Here is a 24,076-nt window from a genome sequence, read left to right as displayed (position 1 = left end):
TATGAGATAACTACTTATTTCTTTTGGTGCGGTTTTTTACTCGCCACATTACACCCAATTGAGCCGTCAAATAATCCACATTATTGTCATTAAAAACACGATGATAATCAACACCAAATCGAATCGCAAATGGTCCAGAAGCTAAAGGTACAATACCACCAACGCCAATATTCATACCCACATTGGAACCGCTTCCAGACTTTTTCCAATAATAGCCGGAACCTGCTTGAGCATAACTGAACCAACCAGATGACATATTTGTATATATTTGCGCATTTACTGAGAGATTTGTCCACCAAGTATTGTCAAGTCCTGATGAAAAATCCGTTGTAAACTGGCTGAAACCAGCCATTAATACAGCATTTAAATGTGGTTTAATTGAATATGTAGCGTCTAGCCGCAAGTGAATATTAGCATCAGCATAGCTATTAAACTTCCCTAATGGATGAGAAGAGCCTACGTGGAATCCCCAAAGAATATCTTTATTTTTTGGATCCCCTCCTGGCCAATTGGTTAGTCCACCATCATTCGGGTCATCAGTTTCCTCTGGTTCGTCTGGATCTTGCTCCAAGCCAGGAAATGTCCAGGATAGATAGAGATGTCGTGTAAATGTTTCATTTAAAGAAGATACTCCAGCAACGGTAATATTTGCAAAATAACCTCCTGGCATAGAATGTTTAAAAAGTTCACCATAAATAGCATCGCTATTCCGACCATCTTCATGAACCCCATCATCTTTTAGATTGATGGCTACATGCGTTTTGTCTGGCAAAACAACATCACCTGATACATTGCAAAATAAAACAGGTTCTGAATCCCCTACAACGACTCTTAAAGGAATTTGATAAAATCCTGGTGAAATCTCAGATATCGTGCCCTTTTTTCCCAAGGCCAATAAATCTGTAATACCAGAACCAATAATCATAAATTCGAACGGATCTGTAGTTCCTAGTTCAACAGTATAATAATACCATCCAGGTTGAGGATCACGTATTTTATAAATCTTATGGCTCGGGTCATATTGAATGGTTTGAACCGGTGGGTTAGGGGGTATTGCAACTAGATTTGGGTCGTATAAAACAACCTGTTCAATAGCGAACTTTTTATTCCAATGAAATCCTACAGAAATAGATTCAAAACCATTAGGAACATAAAGAGAATCTACTCTGATAAGTTTTTGATGCGACACCGCATTATGTTGCATATTAAAAGGTGATTTCTGTATTATAATTGGGTCAGGAACCTCTTCTTTATAATGAAATCGTTGTTCTCCTCTCATTTCTTCGTCAATATATTTATAGACCGAAGCCAACCTACTTATCAATCCATATGAAGCAGTCCCTTCATACAAGTTAAAAAATTGACCTCCCGTTTCATCGGCAATTTCCATGAGGAGTAGCGCATCAGCATCTTGTCCTACAGCCACAGTATGGACCCTTACATTCGGATCGGCGGCTAAAACATTTGGCTTAATCGGTAAAACAATTGGTGGGCCAGATTCAACCTTTTTCCAAAAGGGTGCTAAATTTTCTATACCATCTGATAACAATACCATTTCCCATTCATGGTTGGTATTCCCATTATCCTGTAGCTCTGTGAGTGCTTCTACGAGTCCTGCACCAATGGTTGTTTGATACGGAAAATAAGTGCCATCAGGTTGCATATTGTTTACAATATCGATAGCAAGACCTCGATTATCTGTTGACGTAGAAGTGTCAAAAGCGTCTGTCATTGTCCAATCTGTTCGTGCCATTTCGTTTTGTTCAATAATACCGTCACCATCATCAAGATTTCGCTTAAATGAGGTGACGGCAATTTTATCACTATCTTCAGAAAGATTGATAAAAAAGTTTGCCGCTGCTTTAGCCGCATCCATTTTTTCAGTTTCGAACACCTCAGTAACTGAATTGTAAAGCATTGATGTCGTTCGATCAATCGATAATGACCTATCAAAAAGCCGTTCTTCAGCGTATTCCAGCGCCCCTAGCTCAATATCAGCTATTAGCGGGTCATCGGCAAGTGCTACTTCTAAAGAATATAAACCGTCAGCATTCGCTGGCATTTGTACTAATAGCCAGTATTCTTGCTCTATTTGTGAGCCAGTTACGGTTGCTGATGGATCAAGTTGAACATCATTAACTTTTATAATAAAGTCAGACGGTACTAAATCTTCTACAACAACATTAGCACGTATATTTATCAATACTTTTCTACCTCCAGTAGCAGATCCTGCATACGCTGCGTTACCAGATTTCGGATATACGATATCTAACCCAATAGTAAGATTCTCATAAAACTGATTTGGTCCACGACCAAACCCACTTCCTGAGGGTGCCTCGTCTTCAGGCCCATCTTGCCCAGTTAAATATAAATCTAAATCTCCATCTAAATCAAAATCTAACATATCGGCAGACAATCTTTGGTAGGTGCCAAAATGATCAGGTAAAACAGTTGAAGAATTACCTCCTGTGATCTCAGTAAATGTACCACTACCATCATTAATATAAATAGGAACATTTTCAGCATTATCCAAGATTCTGGCTCCAACAATATCGACAAAACCGTCATTGTTAATGTCACCGGGTTCTAAGTCGTAAAATGGATTGTTCCCACCGGATGGTTGAATTACGACTTCATCAAACGTACATTGGGCTGCTGGATTTGTAAGGCATGGGCTATCAGCGCGTGTTAAAAATACTTTAACTTCTGTTCTTCCTGCTACAAAATCCATTAACCCATCACCATTAAAATCAGCCTGTTCAGCCGTAGTAGCAGCTATATTGAATATCTGATTTTCTGAAAAATTATTGTTCCCATCATTAAGAAATAGCTGGACTTGAACATCGGTATCATTAAAATCAATATTATTCCATTCATTTGCGGCAATGATATCATAAAATCCATCATGATTAGCGTCAAACCACAGCACATCATGTGTAGAGTTTCCATTACGACTTTGTATAATTATTGGTGCAGCAAAAAAACCATTTCCTGTATTTTCAAAAACGCGTATTTCAGAAGTTTCACCGTCACAAAATCCCACACTTGTTCTCAAGGTTACTGCAAAATCAATATCACCATCTTGATCCATATCTACATGATCAATATCATCAGGGCAGCCTATACTTCCAAAGGCATTCGCTGGCATCCTTAAAGCCGTTTCCTCGCTAAATTGACCGGGAATATTGTCTCTATTATTAATTAACAAACGAATACGATGATCAGATCCTCCTGTATTATTTGCAGCGGTTTGTATAAGATCAGGATAGCGATCTCCATTAATATCAGCATAATCAGAATCATAACTCGTATGATCTTCAAAAAAATCTCCACTTGGAGTAATTTCGGTAGCAAAGGTGCCAGTATCTCCAGAGTTTAATGGTTCTAGTTTGATTGCAGTAAATGATTTGTCACGGGCATTGAGCCGTAGTACAGAATGAGAATTATTTTGTTCATTATTAGAATTATTGTCAGTAAGGTCTGGCCATCCATCATAATTAATATCAGCTACTTCTGCGTCTTTTGTTCGTGCAGAATTCAAATTTGGAGCACCTAACACAGTTGATACATCCTCATGACTGCCAGTAATATTAGTCAGTTGTCTAAATTCTAATTCAGGGTTTAGTATTTTTAATACTTGAAAGGTTAGGGTGTTTGAAGTGCCTGGCGTTTTATCAACATATATCTGCAATGGAGATGAAGACATAGGCACTGTTGACCCTCCATTTTGTTTACCTACCGGCACTCTTATTTTTATATAATTATCTCTCCATATATATGCTGTTCCCGCGCTCCAAATGTCTGTTCCATCGGTAAAACTTACGAGGCTATTACCTTGAGAATTTCCAAAATCAGAACCTATAAGTTCAATATAATCATGAACCCGTTGAGCCGAAGGATTTACAGATGTTATGGATTGTGAATTTGAACCAAAAGGAAAAACTAAAAATAATACTAATACGCTGATAATATTTCTCATGATAGTCGTTTTTTAGAGTTCATATTTTTATTACTATTTTGAAGTCATTCCTAGTTTTATTTTCTAGTCAGATTGTTATCTAACAAATAACTTGCTGATTAAAAAGGTAATAACAGACGATTCTATTGGACATCATAATACTTGTAAGTACAGATAATAATAATAAACTATTTGAAAGGCTATATTAGGTTATGTTATCATTGAAATCAAGAGGAAAATTCCTCTTTTTTGATAGGGTTTCCCCCCAAATATTTAGAGGGTTTTTCTCTAATATTTAGGTTTTTTTACTTTGTTGTGTTTTAAAAATGAGTGCATCAGTAATTATATTTTAATTAAACAATCGAGCGCATAAGCGACCTAGCAGCATCAATTCGCTACTATTTTCAAAGATTCTCAATCTTTGAAAATATCCCGTACTCAACGACTACTTATAGTTCCAAATAACTTGACTTCCTTGTAAACCTAAAATTCTAAATCCACGAGAATCGAAAATTTAAAAGTTCAATGACTGGAGTACTGAATATCGTTAAGAACAAATACAGCTTGTGAGATATGTGCCACGATTTTTTATAATTGATTCTGTGAATCAATTATTGAAAGCTTCGAGATGTTACGGCTAGGAATAGGCAGGAGGGTAGTGAAACCATTACGGTTCATGATTTCTTAAACAATAACAAGGAATGAGTACATATGTATGGAATGGATTATCATATGCTAGTTTAGTATTTTTTATCAACTCGAATACTAGGTGTGGATTTGAAATTTTAAAATCGTTTATAGTTACTAGGTATTTTATATGGAATGGTAAAAAAGAATAAAAGAGTTACATTATTTTTGCTTTATATATACGTAGCATTAATCCTGAAAATTTGTTAGAGAAAAGACAACAATTACCCCAAGAACAAGTAATAGATACAGATTATTTCATTTACTGTTTAGAAGCGGTTCATGATATAGAAACAGACAAGGTTACCGAAGCACAAAAAGAATTAGATAAATTGACCTCGCAATACGAGGTAGCTAGTATTTACAAAACATGCGACACCATTGAAGGTTTAGAAACTAGTTTAAATACATTGATCTTGGATGATCATAATTTTAAAAACTATGAAATAATCTACTTCGTTATAACAGGTGAAGCAAATAGTATTTGTTTAAATGACTACTATTATAGTCTACAAGAAATTCCAGAGATTTTTGAAGGGAGATTAAAAGGAAAGATTTTACATTTTTCAAACGCAAAAGTTCTAGATTTAAATGAAGAAGAAGCACAATATTTTTTGGATATCGCTGGCGCAAAAGGTGTTTCCGGGTATGGAAATGAATATAATGGAGTAACTAGCTCAAATCTTGATATAGCATTTTTTAACTTATTTAAAGAAGATGAGAATATGTTAACTGTTGTAGAAGAATTACATCAAAAACATTATAAAGCCTGTAAACTACTTGATTTTAGATTGTATTACTAAACCAAGATCTTACTTAGTAGTTCTTTATTTTGAAATATTTAATGAATATTGTATATTACACCAATAGTATGATTATTCAAACAATTGATTATGTCAACAATTAGAAAAACGATCACATTTACAGAGAAGCAAGATAAGTGGATCAAGTCCCAAATCAAGGCAGGAGAGTTCACAAATGATAGTGAGTATCTTCGTGATTTAGTACGGCGTGACCAAGCAAAAAAAGCAAAGTTCTCAGCACTTAAAGCTGCTATAACTGAAGGAATGGATAGTGGTATTAGTGATAAATCTGTTCCGGATATTATGAAAGAAGTCGAAGAACGTATGCGAGCAGATGGGCGTTTATAAAGTGTCACGAAAGGCAGAGATGGATCTTGCCAAAATGTATGAGTATGGCATCGAAACATTTGGGTTTAAACAAGCCAAAGAATACGTATTAGGTATGCATATGCTGTTTCAAGTCTTAGCAGACAATACTATTCTTGGACGTGATGCATCGGAGTTTATGCTATTATTAAAACGATTTTCTTATAAATCACATACGGTTTTTTATTTGGCAACAGATATTGATATTTTGATTGTTCGTGTAGTAAACCAAAGCATGGATTATGAACAGAATTTATAGTCTTCAAGTATCTTAGTACATCAAACATCCAGATTATAAAGTTTACAAAAACATCTTATATACTATCCCGGGCTGTATCAAACATAGCCAAGATGATTTAGGAGGGAAGCCTAATACATGTGGGATAATTATATTTTATTTAAACTATTTAATTTTACTTCAAAACGTAATACGTAATTAAATCAATAACATTATTTTTATTCTCTAATTTCTAAATATAGGAAAAGTAATTTATGACTTATACTGGTGGTGATATAAGAAGATTAGGTGATAAAATCGTTGAGAGCAATGGAACCTTAAATGAAAACGATCTCCAACTACTTCAAGAATATCGCAAATCTTTTACTCATCCCTTAAGCGAAACATTTAATGCATTAACTCAAATAAAAAACAGAGTAGATAGACAAGGTATTATAGCGTTTAGGCTTAAACGAATTAAGACAATTATTAATAAAGTCCTAAGAAACCCCGATATGCATCTAAATAGAATGGGGGATATCGCAGGTATTAGAATTATTGTAAAAACTGAAACACAATTAAATAAAATTCGTGACTCCATAATTTCTAATTTTGAAATAAGTGGTAAAATTAGAGATTATAATGAAAACCCTAAACCTATAGAATATAAAGGTGTTCATATTTATGTTAAAGACCCTAAAGAAGGAAAGAGAATAGAAGTTCAATTGAGAACTATAGAAGCTCACAATTGGGCAACCTTAGTTGAGATAACGGATTTGCTTTATGATACACGTCTCAAAGAACTAGGTTATAAAAATAATTTAGAGCTCGGAGAATTTCATGCCTTAATCTCAAGAGAAATAGATTTATCAACATCACAAGCTGAACATATTTATTCGGTTCTTGATAAATATAATTACATAACTAAGCTTTCTGAAGTTTTCAGAAACAACAATAATGAGGTCAAGAAACAATGGATAAAAGTAAAACCAAGAAGTCGATATTTTCTTATAGAATCATCTTCAAATTCAATTCCTAAACTAGAAGGATTTACAGATTATAATAAAGCAGAAGAAGAATACTTTAAGAGATATAAGAAGAATCAAGATGCATTAATCGTTCTAACAGCTATACACAAACCTTCATTCGAACAGATAAGTATAGCATATGCAAACTATATTTTGTCATACCATAATTTTATGAATGATATTGAGGCTATAATCAAAGAATTGGCGATAGAAGCATTAGAAATAAATAATAAGTCAAGATTTCGTAAAATTTTCAGAACTTATGAAGAATTACAGGCAAATGCGATTTTTCAAATTTTTACAAGCGCTGAAGAAATATTTGTGAATCAATCAAACAATGACAAACTTATATTATCAAGTAACAGAAAGATATCAACCAGAAAACAAAAAGCATTAAGGAAAGAAATAGAGAGCGAATTAAAGAAAAAAGGGAAATCGCATAGAGAATTTATGAAAGATATTTTTGAAATACAAGGCAATAAATCTATTTTTAATCTAAGAAATCGGAAATTTCTCAGAAAGCATTCAAGGCGTGTCAAAAAACGTTTGAAAGCTTTAACCGTTGAATTTACAACAAATTAACTGTTTACAACATCAACATAATGTAAACTAGAATCTCAATATTTAACTAGAACTCAGAAAACTTTGCAAAAACAATAGGGGATAGAGCGTACATATTTTAGAGGTCTAGTTATACATATTGCTGATAATTCTAATGTTTAAAGCTAATTCAAAGTATTATTAATTTGTTACAATGTTTTCTAAAATATAGCGATTGAGCCGTTAATTGTTTCGCCAACCCGCCAGCTCGCTGCTTCACTAAAAACACACTTTGGGTGTATTTTCTTAACGATTGCCCGTGTGCAGCCTTGATTTTCCCGCCTGCCTGCATGACTTACTGGGCTACCGCAAAAGGTCCGTTCGGGCAGGTTCTTTCTTTTTTTATTAAGAAAAAAGATTTAAATTACACTTAATTTATGTAAAAAGAAATGATAAATAAGGAAGAACACGACAGAACAATTAATGCGTTATTGGATGCAGCTGAAGTTGCCAAAAGAAAATTGTTAGAATATTTACAAGAAAAAAATGTTGATGAAATAATAATTGAAATAAACGATATGGATGAAGACAATTTAAATAATCTTAATGATTGGGCTTTGAAAGGGGAATTTTATAGAGTTTGTCAAGCTATAAAAGAATTTAAGGAATCCAAATGATTTATAGTTCAATCATAGCAGAATAATAGCAAGTGTATAGAAAATATCTCATAGATTAATTTAAAACTTTAGCGTGAACCTTAACGAGAATCGCATAAAAACTTTTTTCACGCATGATTGATCAAATACGTGACTTATAATACGCCTAAAAATTTCTTCCAAAAACTTCCTAATTAACAAACATAACCAAAAACACCAATCCCTGAGAATCGCGTATTTACAAATTTTTATATTATAGGCCAGTTTATGCGATTTAGACGAGGCTATAAGCTCCTTAAATAATCCAAATCAAAGCTACGCGGGTTTAGTATGTGTTAGGTAATAGTATAAAGCTGGGTATAAATCGATTGTTAGATCAAAGATTTTTGCTGTGAAAGTTTATTTATGGCGAAGCGATAAGTAGTTTCAACATATCAATATAATTGATTCGATATATTAATGCCACAAGGCGCTTGACAGGATTGCTACAAATAATAAACTAGTGTGATGTAAAACGGTAGCTAAAAAAAGCAATCTAACTAAACATACCGCAATTAGCTTGTCATAATTGCTGACGATATTAAACACCTAGCGGTGTCATTATATCTGCAATTATGTCAAATAGCGCTCAAAAGCGGTATTACGCTAATTGCTATCGAAATGTTCTATAATTTATATTATGTAAAATAGAATTATAGAAGAAAAGAGTTCCCTTCTTCTTAGCTCATTATATGCAAACTTTGGTTTGTTATGCACTAATGTCCGTTTCATTGTCGTCTTTCTCCAAACTCAATTCCCCATTTTCAAGAATCTCGAATTTCTTCCCTTTGATACGATAACCAAAATTAGAAGATCTCCGATAGCGATCCTGAAAGTCTGCGTGAGTTCTTTCCTTTGAATTTCTCATAGCAATCTGTTTTTATAAATGAACACTGTACGCTTTTGGCAACTTGGTTGATGTAGATTGATACGTATTCGTTTCAAAATCAGCTGCCGTTAAGCGGTTAAATTTAATCTTTGTATTTTTCTTGCCTTCATCGATTTTAAGCCCTGTATGTTGTGTCATGTGTGAAATGATTTAAATTGTTTTCTCAAAATTATAGCATCTCTTGCATATCATTGTAATTTTTGTGTATACCTTAACGTGACTTGTTAAAAACTGTATAACACCTAGTTAGCTCCGGTCGTTTTAACTTTAAATTGGTAATTCTTCTTTTTATATACATTAAACCGCTTTTTCTACTTGCGGTCGTTTAACAATATTTTATACGAACTAAAGCGTTAAAGTATAATTAAGAGGTCATTGGGATCTGTTCAAATCTCCGATATTAGCTTCAAAATTTACATATGATTGTCTGGGGCGTTTTTATAACCGTTATCTTATTTTTTCTGGCACTCGATCTGGGTGTTTTTAACCGCAAAGCGCATATTATTAAGTCTAAAGAAGCTGCCATATGGACTTCCATTTGGGTATCCATTGCTTTGGCTTTTTCGGGTATTATTTATTGGCTGTTTGCTTCAGAAATGCTTGAGAATCCTACGCAATTGACTCCGCAAGATGCCGTTATTCGGTACCTAACCGGCTATTTAATAGAATTATCCCTAAGTATTGATAACGTTTTTGTTATTGCCGTGATCTTTGGTGCTTTTTCCATTCCGCCGCTATACCAACACCGTGTGCTTTTCTGGGGAATCTTAGGTGCCATTATCTTTAGAGCGCTTATGATTGTCTTTGGGGTCGCTCTTATCAATAAATTCGAATGGATTATTTACGTCTTTGGTGTCTTTCTCTTATACACTGCTTATAAGATGTATAAATCCGAAGATACGCAGTTCAATCCGCGTAATATGTTTATTTACAGACAACTGCGTAAAGTGCTTCCGGTAGTCAATGTCATTCATGGAAATAGTTTTTTTGTCAATCGTATGGGCAAACGTATCGCTACTCCCCTCTTTATGGCACTGATTGTCATTGAGTTTACCGATATTTTATTTGCCCTAGACAGTATTCCGGCCATACTTTCTATTACCGCAGATCCGTTTATTGTATTCAGTTCCAATATTTTGGCCATTCTCGGCTTGCGATCGATGTACTTTTTGATTTCCAGGATGCTTGAAAAATTCAGATATATACACTACAGTCTCGTGGCCATTTTGGCTTTTGTGGGGATCAAAATGTTATTATCGCATTATGTTCATTTTCAAGAATGGATTTCGCTGTTAATTATAGCAATAGCCTTAGGTAGCGGAATCATAGCTTCCTTAGTAGTACCGGCTACTCCAAAAGAAATACCTAAATAATTGCAATTATTACATTCTTATTAGAACTTTAGCAAATGGTTAACTCATAATGATTAGCTATTCCTTTAAATTTAAAAAAAATACCTATGAACGAAACTACCAAGACCTTTTCGGATGCGCTGGTCAATTTTTACAACGATTTTATCACACAATTGCCGGGTATTGGTTTAGGTATTTTAATTATTATCATTGGGGTAGTCATCGGCTCTTGGATCGGCAGATTTGCTACAAGCAGAATTTCGAATCGTACGCACGACCCTTTAATGAGCCGGTTTTTAGGACAAGCCATTAAATATTCGCTCATTGTAATCATGATTATGTTAGCCTTACGTGCCGCCGGATTAGGTGCTATCGCTACAGGTATTTTGACCGCTGCAGGGGCCAGTGCGGTAGTATTAGGATTTGCCTTTAAAGATATTGGTGAAAATTTTATCGCAGGTATCATTTTAGCATTTAATCGTCCTTTTGATGTAAATGATACGGTAGAGATTGGAGACAATTTTGGTAAGGTGAAGGCCTTAGAATTTCGATATACTAAGTTAAAAACTTTTGATGGAAAAGATGTGTATATCCCTAATAGTGATGTTCTGACCGATCCTGTAACTAATTATACCGAAGATGGATTTTTTCGCTGGGATTTTATTATCGGAATCGCTTACGAAGATAATATCGAAGGCGCAAAGAGAACCGTATTAGAAGCCCTGCGGAAGGAGCCAAACGTTATTGAAGATGCAGAACATGAAAATTTTGTAATCGAAGATGAATTGGCTACCAGCACCGTAAATCTGAAGGTTTACTTTTGGGTAGATACCAAAGATTTTAGGCGAATGGCGTTGATTACTAAAGGAAACGTCGTACGTAATGTAAAAGAGGCACTCGAAGAAGCCGGATACTATATGCCTGCAGATATACAGGAAATCAAATTGTACCGTGGTGAAGCTGATTTCCCATTGCGTATTAATAAAGAAAAACTAGAGAACAAATAATATTAATTTTAAAATAAACTATGAAATTAAATTTTGAGTATCACGATGTGACAGCAAGCAAGCGTCTAGAACAGTTAGCACAAGAAAAACTTGATAAACTTGAAAATAAATATGATTTTATTATTCGCGGAGATGTATTCTTCAAAACTGAAAACACTTCGTCTGATGAAACAGGAATGATTTGTAGTATTCGTCTTAGCGCTCCGGGTCCTCGTTTGTTTGCGGAGTCAAATTCTAAGAATTTTGAAGCCGCCTTGGCTGAAACTGTGAATGATTTACAGCGACAACTGTCAAAACGAAAAGAAAAGATGAATACACATTAAAATCGAGTCTATGAGCATGGCGACAATAGCAAAAAATGAACGACAATTAACCCTCTATTACTCTTCTGAGTCGAGTACCGGTAAGCAAACTGCGGGCTATGTACAAAGTTCAGATCAGCCAATTAGCTTGGTGGATATAACGAAGCAAAATCCGACACCCACGCATTGGACAGATTTGGCGGAGATGGTTGGTAAAACTGTAGATCAGTTAATTGATAAAGAACATCCGGATATTAGTAAAGAAATTCAGCATGCAGATTTAGAACCTAATGATTGGTTAAAGATTATTGCTAAAACACCACAGGTTATTAAAGATCCAATAGCTGTTATGGGGGAACGTGCAAAACAAATTGTTACGGCTACCGAAGTGCTAAAATTCTTTGATGTAGATTCTGCCGGGATAGAAAAGAAGCCGGTTGGCGAAGAACCAACGACAACCCGAACTACAAAAGATGAAAATTTTATAGACGAGTAATTTTTGATCTAAAATTATGTACTAAAAAACGCCTATCGAACAGAGTCAATAGGCGTTTTTTTTAAACACCATAGCAGAATCGGCGTGTATATTATGTAGTCTCCAGTTGAGATTCCCAAACTTTAATCGCTTGTTCGCTCAACAGCTGTTTCATATTGAATTCTGAATGTCTTTCTTCCATATCACTACTATAGTACATATCACTGTATACATACCCGAATGCTTTGGCATCTGCAGCTGAGGCTCCGTAATAAATAGCCTTAAATCCTGACCAATAGCTAGCACCTAAGCACATCATACAGGGTTCGCAGCTGGTATATAAAATACAATTCTCAAGTGCATCACACTCCATTATGGCACATGCTTTTTGTATAGCAGCTAATTCGGCATGCTGGGTACAATCTCCTTTGCCCTTGACTTCATTGAAAGCTTCTGCTAAAATTTGATTGTTTTTTACCACAACCGCGCCAAATGGGCCTCCCCCTTCAGTAATTGCACCTTTTTTGGCTAAAGCTATAGCCCGTTGCATAAAATAGATATGATTTTCTTCTCGCTCCATATTAATAATTTGTACTGTCTACTACCACAGGTGCAATCTTTTGATAATTCTGCTTGACTCTGCGATACACCTCCATCTGTGGTTGCGTAAGTATGTCATTCATCCCTTGCGTCTCAGCATAATAATTTTCCTTGAGCGCAGCTATTTTTTCTTTGATACTTAGCTGACTGTTCCGAATCTTTTTTTCGTTGATAAGATGTTCTTCGACTTTTCGTTCAAATTGCAACCATTGTGTTTCGGTAAATCCAAGCTCATCATTATACCAATCTGCCAGTTCTTTGGCATGCGCTTCCATTTCTGCATCCGAGTTTTGTGTATACGGATTTTGACTGTAAGTCTGTACAGCTAAAAAGATAAGAATTCCTGTGAATAGAGTTTTCATGATTTTATGAGTTTATAAGATCTTCTAGATGTTGTCGATCCATGGACTTTCCATAAATCTTCTGATCAGGATCCATTATATTGGTTTTGCCTAAATCCCCTACGTAAACAGCATCAAACCCAATATCTTCAATCAAGGTTTGAGTGACTTGTTTACTTTCCTGATCCTGTGCGGCATAAGGAACGGCTAATTTTTCTGAATTTCTAAAAGCACGTTCCTTCAAATGTTCTGCGTGGATGGTATTAAAAGCTTTAGCCGTTTTAGCAGTGCTGAATTTCATGGCCGTATATTCTGAAGCATTTCGATTGGAATCTCTCACTTCCTGAGCCATCTCACCATCTCGTTCGGGATACGGATTTGTGGCATCGATAATGACTTTATTTCCATATTCTCCAGCATATAATTCGGATAACTGATCTATAGCTTTAAAAGGCATGGCCAGCACATACGCATCTGCATTGGCTTCAAATGCTTTTTCTACACTTACCGCTTTTGCCTTCCCTCCTGCCTCTTTTACCAAGTCGTTCAATTGTTCGGGATGTCTGGAACTAAACAGTACCTCGTGACCTGCTTTGGCCCAATGTTTTCCCAAATTTCCTCCTATATTACCACTTCCTATGACGCCTATTTTCATTGTTTTGATTCTTTAAATTTTAAAAATGTGTGCTATCTCCTATCTCCTCTAGTTATCGGTATCAAGTGTTTCCTGATTTGAAGAATTGAGTCCTTCTTCGTCCATAAAATCTCCGTTGAAGGTGAATTCACGTTGCATTTTGCGTTCGCGCTCCGTTTTTACTTCCATTTCCTTCAAATCTTCGGGCAATACATCCGGATCTCCACCATAATACCCTATCGCTACCGCAGTTGCCACATGATATTCTTCAGGAAATTTAAATTCCTTTTGAGCCTTTTTATGATCTAATCCTGCCATTTGATGTACGGCGAGTCCAAGATGTTGCGCTTGTGCACACACATTTCCCATATACAAACCTAAATCATGCAAGGCGTGAAAATTTTCTTTTCCTTCCGGGGTTGTTTTTTTGAAAGCGTTAATTAATAATACCGGAGCATTACCGGCCCAAGATTGATTAAATTTATCTAAACAGTCAAAAATACGATCATATGTTTTACTACCTTTAATCCCCCAAATCGTTCGCCATGGCTGCCAATTATAGCAACTTGGAGCCCAACGTCCGGCTTCAAAAAGACTACGCAGCTCTACCTCGGATACCGGAGTATCATCAAAAACCCGCGGACTATGACGTTCACTGAGAATAGGTAAAATATTGAATTTAGTGGGTGTTTCTTGATCGGTTTGTTCTAATGTTTTCATAGTTTTCTTTTTCTTTGTTTTATGGTCACCATCCAAGGATTGATTGACCATCTTTTCTTTTCAATTTAAGAAAATAGAAACCATGAGTTAAACTTTTTAATAGACTTTAAGAAACTCTTTTATAAAGTTTTAACGATCCAATACTAATACTAAGCTTCAAATGGAGTCACTTGTTTAGAGAATGATTTGGGTAGCATCCAGACGCATGCTACAAATGCTCCATGGTGACTTATACTTATGGGAATAAATTGATTCGTAGTTTGACACACCAACTGCGGAATTTCCTGTTTATTTTTGGAAAGTATAAGCTGGGATGCTTCTACGGTAAAAGCCTTGGCTAGTTTACTTAGTAGTATCGTTTTGTAATCGCTGTCCGTACGCTCAAATAGTAACTGAGATATAGCTGCCGTCTCAGTAGCGATAATGGCTGTACTATGAATACGATTATTGTGATGTGTGGTGGTAGTCTTGTAAACGTTCGTTCCGACTCGTACAAATGTCGGATCAGTGGTGTCAATCTGTATAGGATTAAATGTTGGTACGTGATTGTAAACACGTTGATGTGCCTTATAAGCTGCTTCTTTTCGGCTCCATTGATGCCAAACCATACGATCCGGAGATGGAGCCTGCAAGATCTGATCTTGTTCTTGTGCAGTAAAAATTTTGCTCAGCCAACCGGAACGTTTCCAGTTGCTTTGTGCTTTGGCAGCTACCAAATCCACCAAATCATTTCCGATCATTTTGCAGCTAATTTTGCTTCAATAACCTCAATAGACGCTTTTACAGTTAGCATTCTTTCCATGGAATCATTATCGATTTCAATTCCGAATTCGTCTTCGACATCCAACGCTACATCTACAAGATTGGCAGAATTAATTTCTAGATCTCTAAGAAAATTGGTGTCCTCATTTAGCCGCTCCAATCCTTTTGGATTCTGAACATAAGGTGCTACAATGGCTTTTAATTTTGTTAGTAAAAGTTTCTTTTCCATTTGATTGGTTTAAATCCGTTAGCGGTTATACTTTTTAAAGATAATACATGCATTTACATCACCAAAGCCAAAACTGGCTTTAGCAATTATTTGTGACTTTTGATACTGTGTCTTTTTTGGAATTTGGGTGGTATCAATCAGCTTCAAAATTTCATGATGTGGCTGCTCACAATTGATATTTCCAAAGATAAAATCCTCCTTTAATTGCAATACCGTCGCTACACACTCAATGCTTCCTGAGGCAGCCAAACAGTGGCCTGTCATACTCTTAACTGAATTTATCAAAGGAAAATCCTCACCAGAACGTTCTAAGGCTTCGCTCCAATTCCTTATCTCTTCTGGATCTTTGGTCGTTGCTGTTAGATGTCCATTAATCGCATCAATTTGATCTGCGTTTATATCAGCATCGATTAAGGCTTCTTTTATACATCGTTGTACAGCAATACTGTTGGGAGCGGTCATGCTTCCCCCCTGTCGTTGTCCGCCACTATTAACTGCACCCCCTATTATTTCAGCATAAATCGTAGCTCCGCGCGCCAAAGCATGTTCCAAGCTTTCTACTACCAACGCCCCTGCACCACTGCCCGGTACAAATCCGGAGGCATCTGCACTCATAGGTCGTGAAGCCTGTTTTGGAGTCTCATTATATTCATATGGTAAAATACGCATCGCATCAAAACCTCCCCAGACATAAGGTCCGCTGTCACTGGTGCTTCCTGCCAGCATTACTTCTGCATTTCCACGCTGAATATGCTCAACAGCCATCATAACAGCTTCAGTTCCCGTAGTGCAAGCCGATGAGTTCGTGGTTACTCGGTTCCCACAACCAATTTTACCGCCCAGAAAAGCACTGATACCACTGGCCATTGTTTGCGTTACCGTCGTACTTCCTAAGCGCCGTACCTTCCCGTCATCTACTTTATAGATGGCTTCTCTAAACTTTTCGGTCCCCAAAATACCGGTGCCAAAAATCACTCCGGCATGCCACAAGGGATCACCATCCTGTGCTACCTCTAAACCGGCATCCCGCCAAGCATCCATACCCGCGATGACACCATATTCTAGTCCGCTGGCTTGTAAGCCCCGCTGTTCGATTGAGGTAAAGTAATTATTCAAGTATTCTTTTTTATATATCGGCAAACCAGCTATTTGGCAAGAAAAATTTAATTCTGAAAGTGCATTTATTTTTTGAATACCACTTACACCCTGCTGTATCGCTTCGCTAAATTCATTGACGTTTATTCCGTTGGGTGCAACCACTCCTAATCCGGTAACAACAACACGTTTTTTCATTTGCATTCTATTTTAAACATTCCTGACAGTACTCCTTTTGCTACCAATGTTTCATCTTCGGTATACATCGCTACATCACATTGTAGCTTACCGAAACGAAAATATTGTTTTGTAGCCTTCACCTTCACGGTTTCACCCGGATAAACAGGATGATAAAAATTCATCTGACTAGACGTAAATGCGATCTTTAACGAAGCTACATCGGTTCCTTCAGGTAACAACGTGATACCATAAGCCACCAGTCCTATTTGTGCCATACATTCGGTTAAAATAACCCCTGGTGTGACCGGATGATTCTTAAAATGTCCATTATAAAAATATTCATCTTTTCGGAAAGTGTAGGTACCTTCGATCCTCGTATCGGTTAACGCTGTAATCTCATCTACAAATAGGAAAGGTTTTGAATACGGGAGTTGTTGAAGTAAGGCAGCTGAATCTAACATAATGAATTCGATATTTATTGAAGATGTTCTCCCCCGTTAACCGGAATGATACAGCCATTGATCCAGGCTGCTTCATCCTTACAAAAAAGATAGACCACATTAGCCACATCTGCTGCAGTAGTAAGTCGGTTGTACGGATTACGCAGCAAGCTGTGTTCTATTAAACGGTCTGATCCCGGAATCATACGAAGGGAGGCGGTATCCACCGCTCCGGGTTGTAAGCAGTTTGCTTTTATACCATAGGGTGCAAACTCGAATGCAATGCTTCGGGTAATGGCTTCGAGTGTTACTTTTGCAGCGGATACAGCTGCATAGTGTTTCCAAGCCTTGGTATTTCCCTCGCTTGTAAAAGACAATACTCTGGCATCTTTTGCAAAGATACCAGCTTCAAAAACAGCTTTCACCCAATCATACAAGCTGATACCCATCGCATTAATGGTCAATTTGAAATCATCATTCTTTAATTCGTGCGGAGCATCAACCATAGGTTTTAGATTTCCCTTAGCTACGCTATGCAGCAAGGTTTTAATTTTTCCTTCGCCAATAACCTCTTTGATGTGTTGAACAGTTTGTTCTCTTTTTTTTGGATCCAAAATATCTGTATTAACGCCCACACACTGTACTCCTTTTTCACGAATACCTGCAAATTCCTGTTCTATTGCCTCAAATTCACTTTTAGGATTGCGGTAGATACATAAAATATGCATGCCATGTAGCGCTAATTTCTGAGCTGTTGCCAACCCAATTCCGGAGCTTCCGCCTAGAATCAGTGCCCAATCATTGTTACCTTCAAAATCTTTATACATCGTATGCTGTTCTTAATTTCTTACTAATGATTACCATTCCAATAAAACCCTTTGTGCAGAGAATCCGGGTCCGAAACTTAACATAAGTCCCAATGCTCCCGGTTCTTTTTGTGTTTTCATAAAGCGTTCTAACACATATAATACGGTGGCACTGCTCATGTTTCCATATTGACGCAAAACTTCTTTGGTATCATCGATATTCTTTCCTAAATCTCCAAAAAGTGCTTCTACGGTTTGTACAATTTTCTTACCTCCCGGATGAAAAATTAAATGGTCGATGTCTTCAATTTCTTTGTCATACAATTTTAAAAAAGGATAAATGATATCAGGAAAATGTGTTGCAATTTTTTCCGGAACCATTTTATCCAAAACCATTTGTAATCCGGTATTCGTAAGTTCGAACCCCATCATTTGTGTATCATCATAAAAATGGTACATAGAGCCTCCCAAAACTTTGGGACCGGTAGCATCTTCTTCTGATGACAATAAGGTACAAGCAGCGCCATCACCAAAGATAGCAGCACTTACAATATTCGTCATGCTATAATCTTCATGCTGAAAAGTTACCGTAGGCGCTTCAATCGCGATTACAGCAGCACGTTTCCCAGGATTGGCCTTTAAGAAATTGTTGGCATATATAATCCCTGAAACTCCTGCAGCACATCCCATTTCTGTAACCGGTAACCGCACAATATCCTGACGTAGTCTCAGTTCATTAATAAGGTATGCATCCAAGGATGGTATCATGATACCCGTACAACTTACGGTGATAATATAATCTAATGACTCTGGAGCCCACTGTTGCTCATGCAATGCTTTTTGAAGCACCTGAGCTCCTATTTTTTTAACTTCACGAACATACATTGTATTCTTTTCTTCAAATGAAGTAGCCGTAAATACTTCATCTATGCTCATAATCCCATAACGTTTATCAACCGCCGCATTTTCAAATATTTTTAGCACTTTGCGTTTAAATCTAGATTCCTGTCCCTCGAGCCATTGTGACACAAAAGGCAGGATCTCATCTGTTGTTCGTTCGTATGGAGGCAGCACTTTAGCTACTCCGGTAATTTTTACACTCAAATTATATTGGTATTAATACTTTTAAACTTAATTTTATTTTTTCATCAAAATCCATTGAAATCTAAATGCCCATCGCCATCGTATTCGATGATGCGCACCATTAATTTGTTTGGCATATTGCTCCAAATCGCTTCTTTTGAAACCTCTCAATATCGAAATAGCTCCATCCTTTTGCGCTATAGGGTTTCTAATAAAGAAAACGCACAGAAATTTGAATAAATAATAGGCCGTGCCACTGCGATGTAAATCATTTATGACTACTCCTATTTTTGCTATAGCTATGAATTGATTGGTCACATGAAGAAGTTCAGGTTTTTTAAAATGATGCAGTGTCAGCGTACACAATATAATATCATACGCATTCTCTTTTGCATCCGGTGTGGTCAAAAAATCTTGTGCATACCATTCAATTTCAGGATAGTCAGAGGATAGCTCTTTTGCGATACGAATCGTGTGAGCATTGCCATCAATACCGATAAGCTTAAAACTATACCCACGTTCTTTTCCTAAAGTTGCCAACACACGCAACATATGTCCGTCGCCACAGCCCATATCAACTATCGTATACGTTGCTTGTTTAGGGTTTGACTTAATTACTGATAATACTCCGTCTACCGTTATAGATGTTCCTCCCAGCCAACTATTGATGGATGCAAGATCTTGCAACGTTTTCTTGAGCGCTGTTCCCTGCAGATCAAAGGAATCCATGATTTCTTCTTCAGTACTTCTATGTTGGGTATTGATTAACATAGTATTGCCTTTCCGTGTGTTTGTTTAATAATACCGGGTATGGTTGCCGGAAACGATGCGCCTATTGCATATCCGAACTCTTGTAAATACGGATTCAGAACTATGGATTGTAAGATTCTGCCAGCTGCTAATCGTTTCGAAAATTGGTGCTTCCATGCCTTTTTATAAGCACTTTCTATCGCTTCACTCGTTTGTGTCTCCCCTTTAAAACTATTTACTAAAATCTGACATAGTAGCTGAGCACTTTGAATCGCCATTGCCATACCATTACCGCACAAGGGGTGAATCATTCCCGCCGCATCACCCACTAAAAATATGTGGTTATGAAGTAGACTTTTGCGATCAAAACTAATCTGACTTATTGATAGCGGTTGATCAAATAAACAATGAGCCTGCTCAAAAAATTCGCGTATATGTGGATTCGCACACAAGACTTGATCTTGAAAATCATTTAGATTTTGATATTTTTTAAAACTTTCAAAATTTACCAAATAACATACATTTATCTTATCATCTTCGATTTTGGAGATCCCACAATAGCCACCCTCAAAATTATGCAGCGCTACGAGGTTATCAGGGAATATACCAGAATAGTGCGCTTTGACTGCCAGCCAAGGTGATTTTCTTTGAATGAAAGGGCGCCCCAGTGTTTTATCCAAACCTGAACGTTTTCCGTGAGCGCCAATCACATACGCTGCATTAAAAAGTCCGTTACTTTTAGTCGTTACAAGAAACTTATTTGTATCAAAACGAACATCTAACACCTGATCTTGTATAATTACTACTCCAGAAGCTTTGGCTAGCTCATATAGGTGATGATCTAAGCTGTATCGACTCACACCAAATCCACCTAAAGGAAGTGTACTATGTAATATATTTCCTTTTTTAGTAGAAATTTGAACTTCATCCAGTTGTGTGGGGTGTAGTATATTGACATCGATACCTAAAGTATTCCAGTAGGGTAATATTTCATTTGAAATATATTCGCCGCATACCTTATGAGTGGGATATGTGTTTTTCTCGAAGAGTTGTACATATATACCCTGCCCTGCTAAGTGTATTGCACTAGTTAATCCTGCTAATCCCCCACCAATTACTATGACTTGATCTTTACGATTCATTGGTATGAAGATACTGAATTTTAAGCATAAAAAAATCCCGATCATTACAATCGGGATTAAAATATTCCTAAATTTCCTTACTATTGTTTTACTTGCTCTTCAGCTTCGCGAATCATAGTTTCGTTTGCTACAATACCGAGCTCCACACGACGGTTTTTTGAACGTCCTTCTGCTGTAGAATTATCGTATTTTGGCATTGTTTCACCATGCCATAATGTTTTGAAACGACCACTATCAACTCCTTGTAAGATTAAATAGCTTGTTACAGCATTTGCTCTTTTTTTGGATAATGTCATATTGTATGCATCATCACCGGTACTATCTGTATGTCCTTCAACCAATAAATTTGTGTTGGGATATTCCTTAAAAATCCCTACTAGTTTATTCAAGGTAGCTCTTGACTTAGCATTAATATTATGCTTGTTTGTATCAAAATAAACGCCACTATTTTCATCGAATACTACGTCGATACCTTCACCAACACGTGTAACTTCGGCTCCCGGAATCTCTTCTTCAATTTTTTGGGCTTGTTTATCCATTTGCTTCCCGATAACGCCTCCGGCAACTCCACCTACAACACCACCAATTATGGCACCTAATACAGAATTTTCTTTGTTACCAACGTTGTTACCGATAACACCACCAATCACAGCTCCACCGGCAGTACCTATTACAGCACCTTTTTGAGTATTATTGGCGTTTTTAATACTATCACAACTTGATAGTAATGCGACCGCTGTTAGTACCGTCACTATTTTTCTTATATATGTTCTCATCGAAATATTCAATTTATGGTTATTGTATTTTATTAAAATTCATGGTTATAACAAAAGGCTTTCCTTCTAAACTTACTGTTTGTGTCCAGGTCATCGTAGTTTCATCCAAACTTTCCAGCGTCATACGGTATCCTTTATTATTATTGATGCTCTTCTTTTTTTCATTAATAGGTTTGAACATAAAGCTATACACCCCATTAGCATCAGGAGTAGGAATGGTCCATCTAAAATTACGAGCTCCCATTTGCATACATGCGTCACGATTTACATCATAAGTACCCGTATTATTGTTTGGTATAAATCTCCAGGTAGAACCGGTAAGGCACTCAGCTGAAGCGTCATCATACAAGGTAACTTCAAAAATACCTGATCGGCTGTAGGAAATATTATCCAGTGACCAGGAACCTTTCAACGTTTTCTTTGCAGAATTAATAGTACGTTGCGTAGGACTACAAGAGATCACTGCAAGCGCGACTAAGGTTAATAATAAAATCTTTTTCATAAAATTTGGTTAGTTAAATTTGTAAATAGTTACGGATACTAAAACGTATCCATTTTAAAAATAGTATTTGTATTATCTTCTAAATAATCGGCTGACAAGCGAGAGTACAAATAGAATTAGAAAGATATAGAAAAGTATTCTTGCAATGCTTTCAGCTCCGGAAGCGATACCTCCAAAACCTAAAATTCCTGCAATAATGGCAATAATTATAAATATAATGGTCCAGCGTAACATAATACTATAGTTTGATTTTATATCACGAATATACTGTCATCCTAAAATGATGAAACAAATATTATAAAACATTAACGCTGATTTGTTAACAAAACTTAATTTCAATTTTTTTCCGCAACTAGTTCAAGCCTGGGAACTCTTAACAACCCTATAATTCCTAAAATAAAGAAGATACCTAAGAAAATAACCGCACTGCGCATGCTACCGGTGATCAAATCTACAGTTGCATAGATTCCCATTCCGATGATGATACCAATTTTTTCTGCCACATCATAAAAACTGAAATAAGAGGTGGTATCCTCGGTTTCGGGCAAATATTTTGAATACGTAGATCGTGAAAGCGCCTGAATTCCTCCCATAATTAGTCCGACCACACCTGCCGTGACGTAAAATTGCATTGAGGTTTCTACAAAATACGCATATACACAAACCCCTAACCAAATAACATTAATACCTATCAAGGTAGTAATATTACCAAATCTTTTGGAACATCTGGAGGTTAAAATAGCTCCGCCCACAGCTACAATCTGAATCAATAAAATACTTACAATCAACCCCATGGTTTTGTTACCATCGCCACCCCAGTCAATCTCTTGTTCTCCAAAATAGGTCGCAACCAACATAACCGTTTGAACGGCCATACTATATACAAAAAAGGCTATCAGATAACGTTTCAACGGAATATTTGCCGTTAACCCTTTTCTTACCGCATTTAATTCCTTAAATCCTTTGAACAGGACACTACGATCTAATGAATGTCCCTTATTGCCCTTGGGCAAATAATAGTAGGAGAATTGACTAAAAGCAATCCACCACACGCCTACCATAATAAATGATAGTTTCATGGCATCAATTCGAGCAGTATCCGTCACAGCAGTCATAACCATTGCTAAGTTTATCAATAATAAGATAACACTCCCAATATATCCTAATGAATATCCTTTGGCACTTATTTTATCCTGTTGCTCCAGATGTGCGATATCAGGTAAATAGGAATTATAAAAAACTATACTCCCCCAATATCCTACTAAGGCTAATATATAAAACGTGAGACTAAAATAAATATGTTCTTTACTAAACCAAAAAAGTGCGATACAAGAAAAAGCGCCCAAATAATTAAAGAATTTCATAAAAACCTTCTTATTCCCAATATAATCTGCAATTCCCGACAAAATTGGAGAGGTAATAGCCACAATTAAAAATCCAATGGCGGTGGCATAGGTTATCAAAGGCGTACTGCGAATTGCGTATCCGAATACGGTTATCAATTCATTCTTAGTAAAAAGAGATCCATAAAAGATCGGAAATACAGCAGAAACAATTGTTAAACTGTACACAGAATTAGCCCAGTCGTAAAAAGCCCACGCGTTTAATAAGGTTTTATGCCCTTTGGGCAATACTCTAGAATTCATCATATATAAATTAAAAAAGCTGTTTTGATAGTTTCAAAACAGCTTCTAAAA

At 36.5% G+C, this 24,076-nt stretch carries 28 protein-coding genes; 9 read left to right on the top strand and 19 right to left on the bottom strand.

What is annotated here, in order from left to right; all coding sequences use genetic code 11:
• Window positions 1-10: 10 nt before the first annotated feature.
• On the bottom strand, window positions 11-3,979 hold the full coding sequence (locus BD809_RS06995; protein WP_148782254.1) for an FG-GAP-like repeat-containing protein: 3,969 nt from the start codon (window positions 3,977-3,979) through the stop codon (window positions 11-13).
• An 869-nt stretch (window positions 3,980-4,848) separates the two neighbouring features.
• Between BD809_RS06995 and BD809_RS06990 the strand changes: the two genes are divergently transcribed.
• From BD809_RS06990 to BD809_RS06970, 5 genes are all read left to right on the top strand, one after another.
• Complete coding sequence (locus BD809_RS06990) at window positions 4,849-5,448, top strand: DUF6642 family protein (RefSeq protein ID WP_148782253.1); 600 nt, start codon at window positions 4,849-4,851, stop codon at window positions 5,446-5,448.
• 90 nt (window positions 5,449-5,538) lie between these two features.
• Window positions 5,539-5,796 carry a type II toxin-antitoxin system ParD family antitoxin gene (locus BD809_RS06985; RefSeq protein WP_148782252.1) on the top strand — a complete coding sequence of 86 codons (258 nt, stop codon included), beginning with the start codon at window positions 5,539-5,541 and terminating at the stop codon, window positions 5,794-5,796.
• Window positions 5,783-6,073, top strand: a complete 291-nt coding sequence (locus tag BD809_RS06980) for a type II toxin-antitoxin system RelE/ParE family toxin (RefSeq protein WP_148782251.1) — start codon at window positions 5,783-5,785, stop codon at window positions 6,071-6,073. The genes BD809_RS06985 and BD809_RS06980 overlap by 14 nt, the downstream gene beginning before the upstream one ends.
• A 233-nt stretch (window positions 6,074-6,306) precedes the next feature.
• Window positions 6,307-7,641, top strand: coding sequence for a RelA/SpoT domain-containing protein (locus BD809_RS06975; RefSeq protein ID WP_148782250.1), 1,335 nt, complete (start codon window positions 6,307-6,309; stop codon window positions 7,639-7,641).
• A gap of 407 nt (window positions 7,642-8,048) precedes the next feature.
• Window positions 8,049-8,276: a hypothetical protein gene (locus BD809_RS06970; protein WP_148782249.1), complete on the top strand. Its 228-nt coding sequence runs from the start codon at window positions 8,049-8,051 to the stop codon at window positions 8,274-8,276.
• Window positions 8,277-9,003: 727 nt separating this feature from the next.
• Here the strand turns inward: BD809_RS06970 and BD809_RS15565 are convergent.
• On the bottom strand, window positions 9,004-9,162 hold the full coding sequence (locus BD809_RS15565) for a hypothetical protein (RefSeq protein ID WP_170251781.1): 159 nt from the start codon (window positions 9,160-9,162) through the stop codon (window positions 9,004-9,006).
• A gap of 12 nt (window positions 9,163-9,174) precedes the next feature.
• Window positions 9,175-9,321, bottom strand: a complete 147-nt coding sequence (locus BD809_RS15560) for a hypothetical protein (protein ID WP_170251779.1) — start codon at window positions 9,319-9,321, stop codon at window positions 9,175-9,177.
• Window positions 9,322-9,602: 281 nt separating this feature from the next.
• Between BD809_RS15560 and BD809_RS06965 the strand changes: the two genes are divergently transcribed.
• The 4 genes from BD809_RS06965 to BD809_RS06950 all read left to right on the top strand — a co-directional run bounded on the left by BD809_RS06965 (window position 9,603) and on the right by BD809_RS06950 (window position 12,340).
• On the top strand, window positions 9,603-10,556 hold the full coding sequence (locus tag BD809_RS06965) for a TerC family protein (protein WP_148782248.1): 954 nt from the start codon (window positions 9,603-9,605) through the stop codon (window positions 10,554-10,556).
• A gap of 86 nt (window positions 10,557-10,642) precedes the next feature.
• Complete coding sequence (locus BD809_RS06960; RefSeq protein ID WP_148782247.1) at window positions 10,643-11,542, top strand: mechanosensitive ion channel family protein; 900 nt, start codon at window positions 10,643-10,645, stop codon at window positions 11,540-11,542.
• Window positions 11,543-11,562: 20 nt separating this feature from the next.
• The gene (hpf, locus tag BD809_RS06955; protein ID WP_148782246.1) at window positions 11,563-11,865 is read left to right on the top strand and encodes a ribosome hibernation-promoting factor, HPF/YfiA family; all 303 of its coding nucleotides are present in this window, start codon (window positions 11,563-11,565) and stop codon (window positions 11,863-11,865) included.
• Between the two features lie 16 nt (window positions 11,866-11,881).
• Window positions 11,882-12,340: an arsenate reductase family protein gene (locus tag BD809_RS06950; RefSeq protein WP_148782245.1), complete on the top strand. Its 459-nt coding sequence runs from the start codon at window positions 11,882-11,884 to the stop codon at window positions 12,338-12,340.
• A 91-nt stretch (window positions 12,341-12,431) separates the two neighbouring features.
• Here the strand turns inward: BD809_RS06950 and BD809_RS06945 are convergent, their stop codons facing one another.
• The 16 genes from BD809_RS06945 to BD809_RS06870 form a co-directional block, all read right to left on the bottom strand.
• Window positions 12,432-12,899, bottom strand: a complete 468-nt coding sequence (locus BD809_RS06945; RefSeq protein WP_148782244.1) for a nucleoside deaminase — start codon at window positions 12,897-12,899, stop codon at window positions 12,432-12,434.
• Between the two features lies 1 nt (window position 12,900).
• Window positions 12,901-13,281, bottom strand: coding sequence for a hypothetical protein (locus BD809_RS06940; protein ID WP_148782243.1), 381 nt, complete (start codon window positions 13,279-13,281; stop codon window positions 12,901-12,903).
• Between the two features lie 4 nt (window positions 13,282-13,285).
• A complete protein-coding gene (locus BD809_RS06935) occupies window positions 13,286-13,915 on the bottom strand; it encodes an NADPH-dependent F420 reductase (RefSeq protein ID WP_148782242.1) in 630 nt (209 codons plus the stop codon).
• 48 nt (window positions 13,916-13,963) lie between these two features.
• Complete coding sequence (locus BD809_RS06930; RefSeq protein WP_246131449.1) at window positions 13,964-14,665, bottom strand: nitroreductase family protein; 702 nt, start codon at window positions 14,663-14,665, stop codon at window positions 13,964-13,966.
• Window positions 14,666-14,763: 98 nt separating this feature from the next.
• Window positions 14,764-15,354 (bottom strand): 4'-phosphopantetheinyl transferase family protein, encoded by a 591-nt coding sequence (locus BD809_RS06925; RefSeq protein WP_148782240.1) that lies wholly within the window; start codon window positions 15,352-15,354, stop codon window positions 14,764-14,766.
• Complete coding sequence (locus tag BD809_RS06920) at window positions 15,351-15,605, bottom strand: acyl carrier protein (protein WP_148782239.1); 255 nt, start codon at window positions 15,603-15,605, stop codon at window positions 15,351-15,353. The genes BD809_RS06925 and BD809_RS06920 overlap by 4 nt, the downstream gene beginning before the upstream one ends.
• An 18-nt stretch (window positions 15,606-15,623) precedes the next feature.
• Window positions 15,624-16,898, bottom strand: a complete 1,275-nt coding sequence (locus tag BD809_RS06915) for a beta-ketoacyl-[acyl-carrier-protein] synthase family protein (protein ID WP_148782238.1) — start codon at window positions 16,896-16,898, stop codon at window positions 15,624-15,626.
• A complete protein-coding gene (locus BD809_RS06910) occupies window positions 16,895-17,341 on the bottom strand; it encodes a 3-hydroxyacyl-ACP dehydratase FabZ family protein (protein WP_148782237.1) in 447 nt (148 codons plus the stop codon). The genes BD809_RS06915 and BD809_RS06910 overlap by 4 nt, the downstream gene beginning before the upstream one ends.
• Window positions 17,342-17,355: 14 nt before the next feature.
• On the bottom strand, window positions 17,356-18,147 hold the full coding sequence (locus BD809_RS06905; protein ID WP_148782236.1) for an SDR family oxidoreductase: 792 nt from the start codon (window positions 18,145-18,147) through the stop codon (window positions 17,356-17,358).
• 30 nt (window positions 18,148-18,177) lie between these two features.
• Window positions 18,178-19,230: a type III polyketide synthase gene (locus BD809_RS06900; protein ID WP_148782235.1), complete on the bottom strand. Its 1,053-nt coding sequence runs from the start codon at window positions 19,228-19,230 to the stop codon at window positions 18,178-18,180.
• 33 nt (window positions 19,231-19,263) lie between these two features.
• Complete coding sequence (locus tag BD809_RS06895; RefSeq protein ID WP_148782234.1) at window positions 19,264-19,980, bottom strand: methyltransferase domain-containing protein; 717 nt, start codon at window positions 19,978-19,980, stop codon at window positions 19,264-19,266.
• Window positions 19,974-21,101, bottom strand: a complete 1,128-nt coding sequence (locus BD809_RS06890) for an NAD(P)/FAD-dependent oxidoreductase (RefSeq protein WP_148782233.1) — start codon at window positions 21,099-21,101, stop codon at window positions 19,974-19,976. The genes BD809_RS06895 and BD809_RS06890 overlap by 7 nt, the downstream gene beginning before the upstream one ends.
• An 80-nt stretch (window positions 21,102-21,181) precedes the next feature.
• Entirely contained in the window at window positions 21,182-21,877 is a 696-nt protein-coding gene (locus tag BD809_RS06885; protein WP_148782232.1) for an OmpA family protein, read from the bottom strand.
• A gap of 19 nt (window positions 21,878-21,896) precedes the next feature.
• Window positions 21,897-22,379 (bottom strand): lipocalin family protein, encoded by a 483-nt coding sequence (locus BD809_RS06880; protein WP_148782231.1) that lies wholly within the window; start codon window positions 22,377-22,379, stop codon window positions 21,897-21,899.
• A 72-nt stretch (window positions 22,380-22,451) separates the two neighbouring features.
• Entirely contained in the window at window positions 22,452-22,613 is a 162-nt protein-coding gene (locus BD809_RS06875; RefSeq protein WP_148782230.1) for a DUF1328 domain-containing protein, read from the bottom strand.
• Between the two features lie 101 nt (window positions 22,614-22,714).
• The gene (locus BD809_RS06870; protein WP_394348846.1) at window positions 22,715-24,025 is read right to left on the bottom strand and encodes an MFS transporter; all 1,311 of its coding nucleotides are present in this window, start codon (window positions 24,023-24,025) and stop codon (window positions 22,715-22,717) included.
• Between the last annotated feature and the right edge of the window lie 51 nt (window positions 24,026-24,076).

Source organism: Aquimarina intermedia (assembly GCF_008124785.1).
Taxonomy (GTDB): Bacteria; Bacteroidota; Bacteroidia; order Flavobacteriales; family Flavobacteriaceae; genus Aquimarina; species Aquimarina intermedia.
This window is presented reverse-complemented; position numbering and strand designations above follow the sequence as displayed.

Coding starts and splice junctions, on each gene's coding strand:
- BD809_RS06915 (WP_148782238.1), bottom strand. CDS start 16,898: ATGAAAAAACGTGTTGTTGTTACCGGATTAGGAGTGGTTGCACCCAAC.
- BD809_RS06880 (WP_148782231.1), bottom strand. CDS start 22,379: ATGAAAAAGATTTTATTATTAACCTTAGTCGCGCTTGCAGTGATCTCT.
- BD809_RS06975 (WP_148782250.1), top strand. CDS start 6,307: ATGACTTATACTGGTGGTGATATAAGAAGATTAGGTGATAAAATCGTT.
- BD809_RS06885 (WP_148782232.1), bottom strand. CDS start 21,877: ATGAGAACATATATAAGAAAAATAGTGACGGTACTAACAGCGGTCGCA.
- BD809_RS06875 (WP_148782230.1), bottom strand. CDS start 22,613: ATGTTACGCTGGACCATTATATTTATAATTATTGCCATTATTGCAGGA.
- BD809_RS06950 (WP_148782245.1), top strand. CDS start 11,882: ATGGCGACAATAGCAAAAAATGAACGACAATTAACCCTCTATTACTCT.
- BD809_RS15560 (WP_170251779.1), bottom strand. CDS start 9,321: ATGACACAACATACAGGGCTTAAAATCGATGAAGGCAAGAAAAATACA.
- BD809_RS06935 (WP_148782242.1), bottom strand. CDS start 13,915: ATGAAAATAGGCGTCATAGGAAGTGGTAATATAGGAGGAAATTTGGGA.
- BD809_RS06925 (WP_148782240.1), bottom strand. CDS start 15,354: ATGATCGGAAATGATTTGGTGGATTTGGTAGCTGCCAAAGCACAAAGC.
- BD809_RS06910 (WP_148782237.1), bottom strand. CDS start 17,341: ATGTTAGATTCAGCTGCCTTACTTCAACAACTCCCGTATTCAAAACCT.
- BD809_RS06980 (WP_148782251.1), top strand. CDS start 5,783: ATGGGCGTTTATAAAGTGTCACGAAAGGCAGAGATGGATCTTGCCAAA.
- BD809_RS06940 (WP_148782243.1), bottom strand. CDS start 13,281: ATGAAAACTCTATTCACAGGAATTCTTATCTTTTTAGCTGTACAGACT.
- BD809_RS06985 (WP_148782252.1), top strand. CDS start 5,539: ATGTCAACAATTAGAAAAACGATCACATTTACAGAGAAGCAAGATAAG.
- BD809_RS06965 (WP_148782248.1), top strand. CDS start 9,603: ATGATTGTCTGGGGCGTTTTTATAACCGTTATCTTATTTTTTCTGGCA.
- BD809_RS06920 (WP_148782239.1), bottom strand. CDS start 15,605: ATGGAAAAGAAACTTTTACTAACAAAATTAAAAGCCATTGTAGCACCT.
- BD809_RS06945 (WP_148782244.1), bottom strand. CDS start 12,899: ATGGAGCGAGAAGAAAATCATATCTATTTTATGCAACGGGCTATAGCT.
- BD809_RS06870 (WP_394348846.1), bottom strand. CDS start 24,025: ATGAATTCTAGAGTATTGCCCAAAGGGCATAAAACCTTATTAAACGCG.
- BD809_RS06890 (WP_148782233.1), bottom strand. CDS start 21,101: ATGAATCGTAAAGATCAAGTCATAGTAATTGGTGGGGGATTAGCAGGA.
- BD809_RS06970 (WP_148782249.1), top strand. CDS start 8,049: ATGATAAATAAGGAAGAACACGACAGAACAATTAATGCGTTATTGGAT.
- hpf (WP_148782246.1), top strand. CDS start 11,563: ATGAAATTAAATTTTGAGTATCACGATGTGACAGCAAGCAAGCGTCTA.
- BD809_RS06895 (WP_148782234.1), bottom strand. CDS start 19,980: ATGTTAATCAATACCCAACATAGAAGTACTGAAGAAGAAATCATGGAT.
- BD809_RS15565 (WP_170251781.1), bottom strand. CDS start 9,162: ATGAGAAATTCAAAGGAAAGAACTCACGCAGACTTTCAGGATCGCTAT.
- BD809_RS06960 (WP_148782247.1), top strand. CDS start 10,643: ATGAACGAAACTACCAAGACCTTTTCGGATGCGCTGGTCAATTTTTAC.
- BD809_RS06995 (WP_148782254.1), bottom strand. CDS start 3,979: ATGAGAAATATTATCAGCGTATTAGTATTATTTTTAGTTTTTCCTTTT.
- BD809_RS06930 (WP_246131449.1), bottom strand. CDS start 14,665: ATGGTCAATCAATCCTTGGATGGTGACCATAAAACAAAGAAAAAGAAA.
- BD809_RS06905 (WP_148782236.1), bottom strand. CDS start 18,147: ATGTATAAAGATTTTGAAGGTAACAATGATTGGGCACTGATTCTAGGC.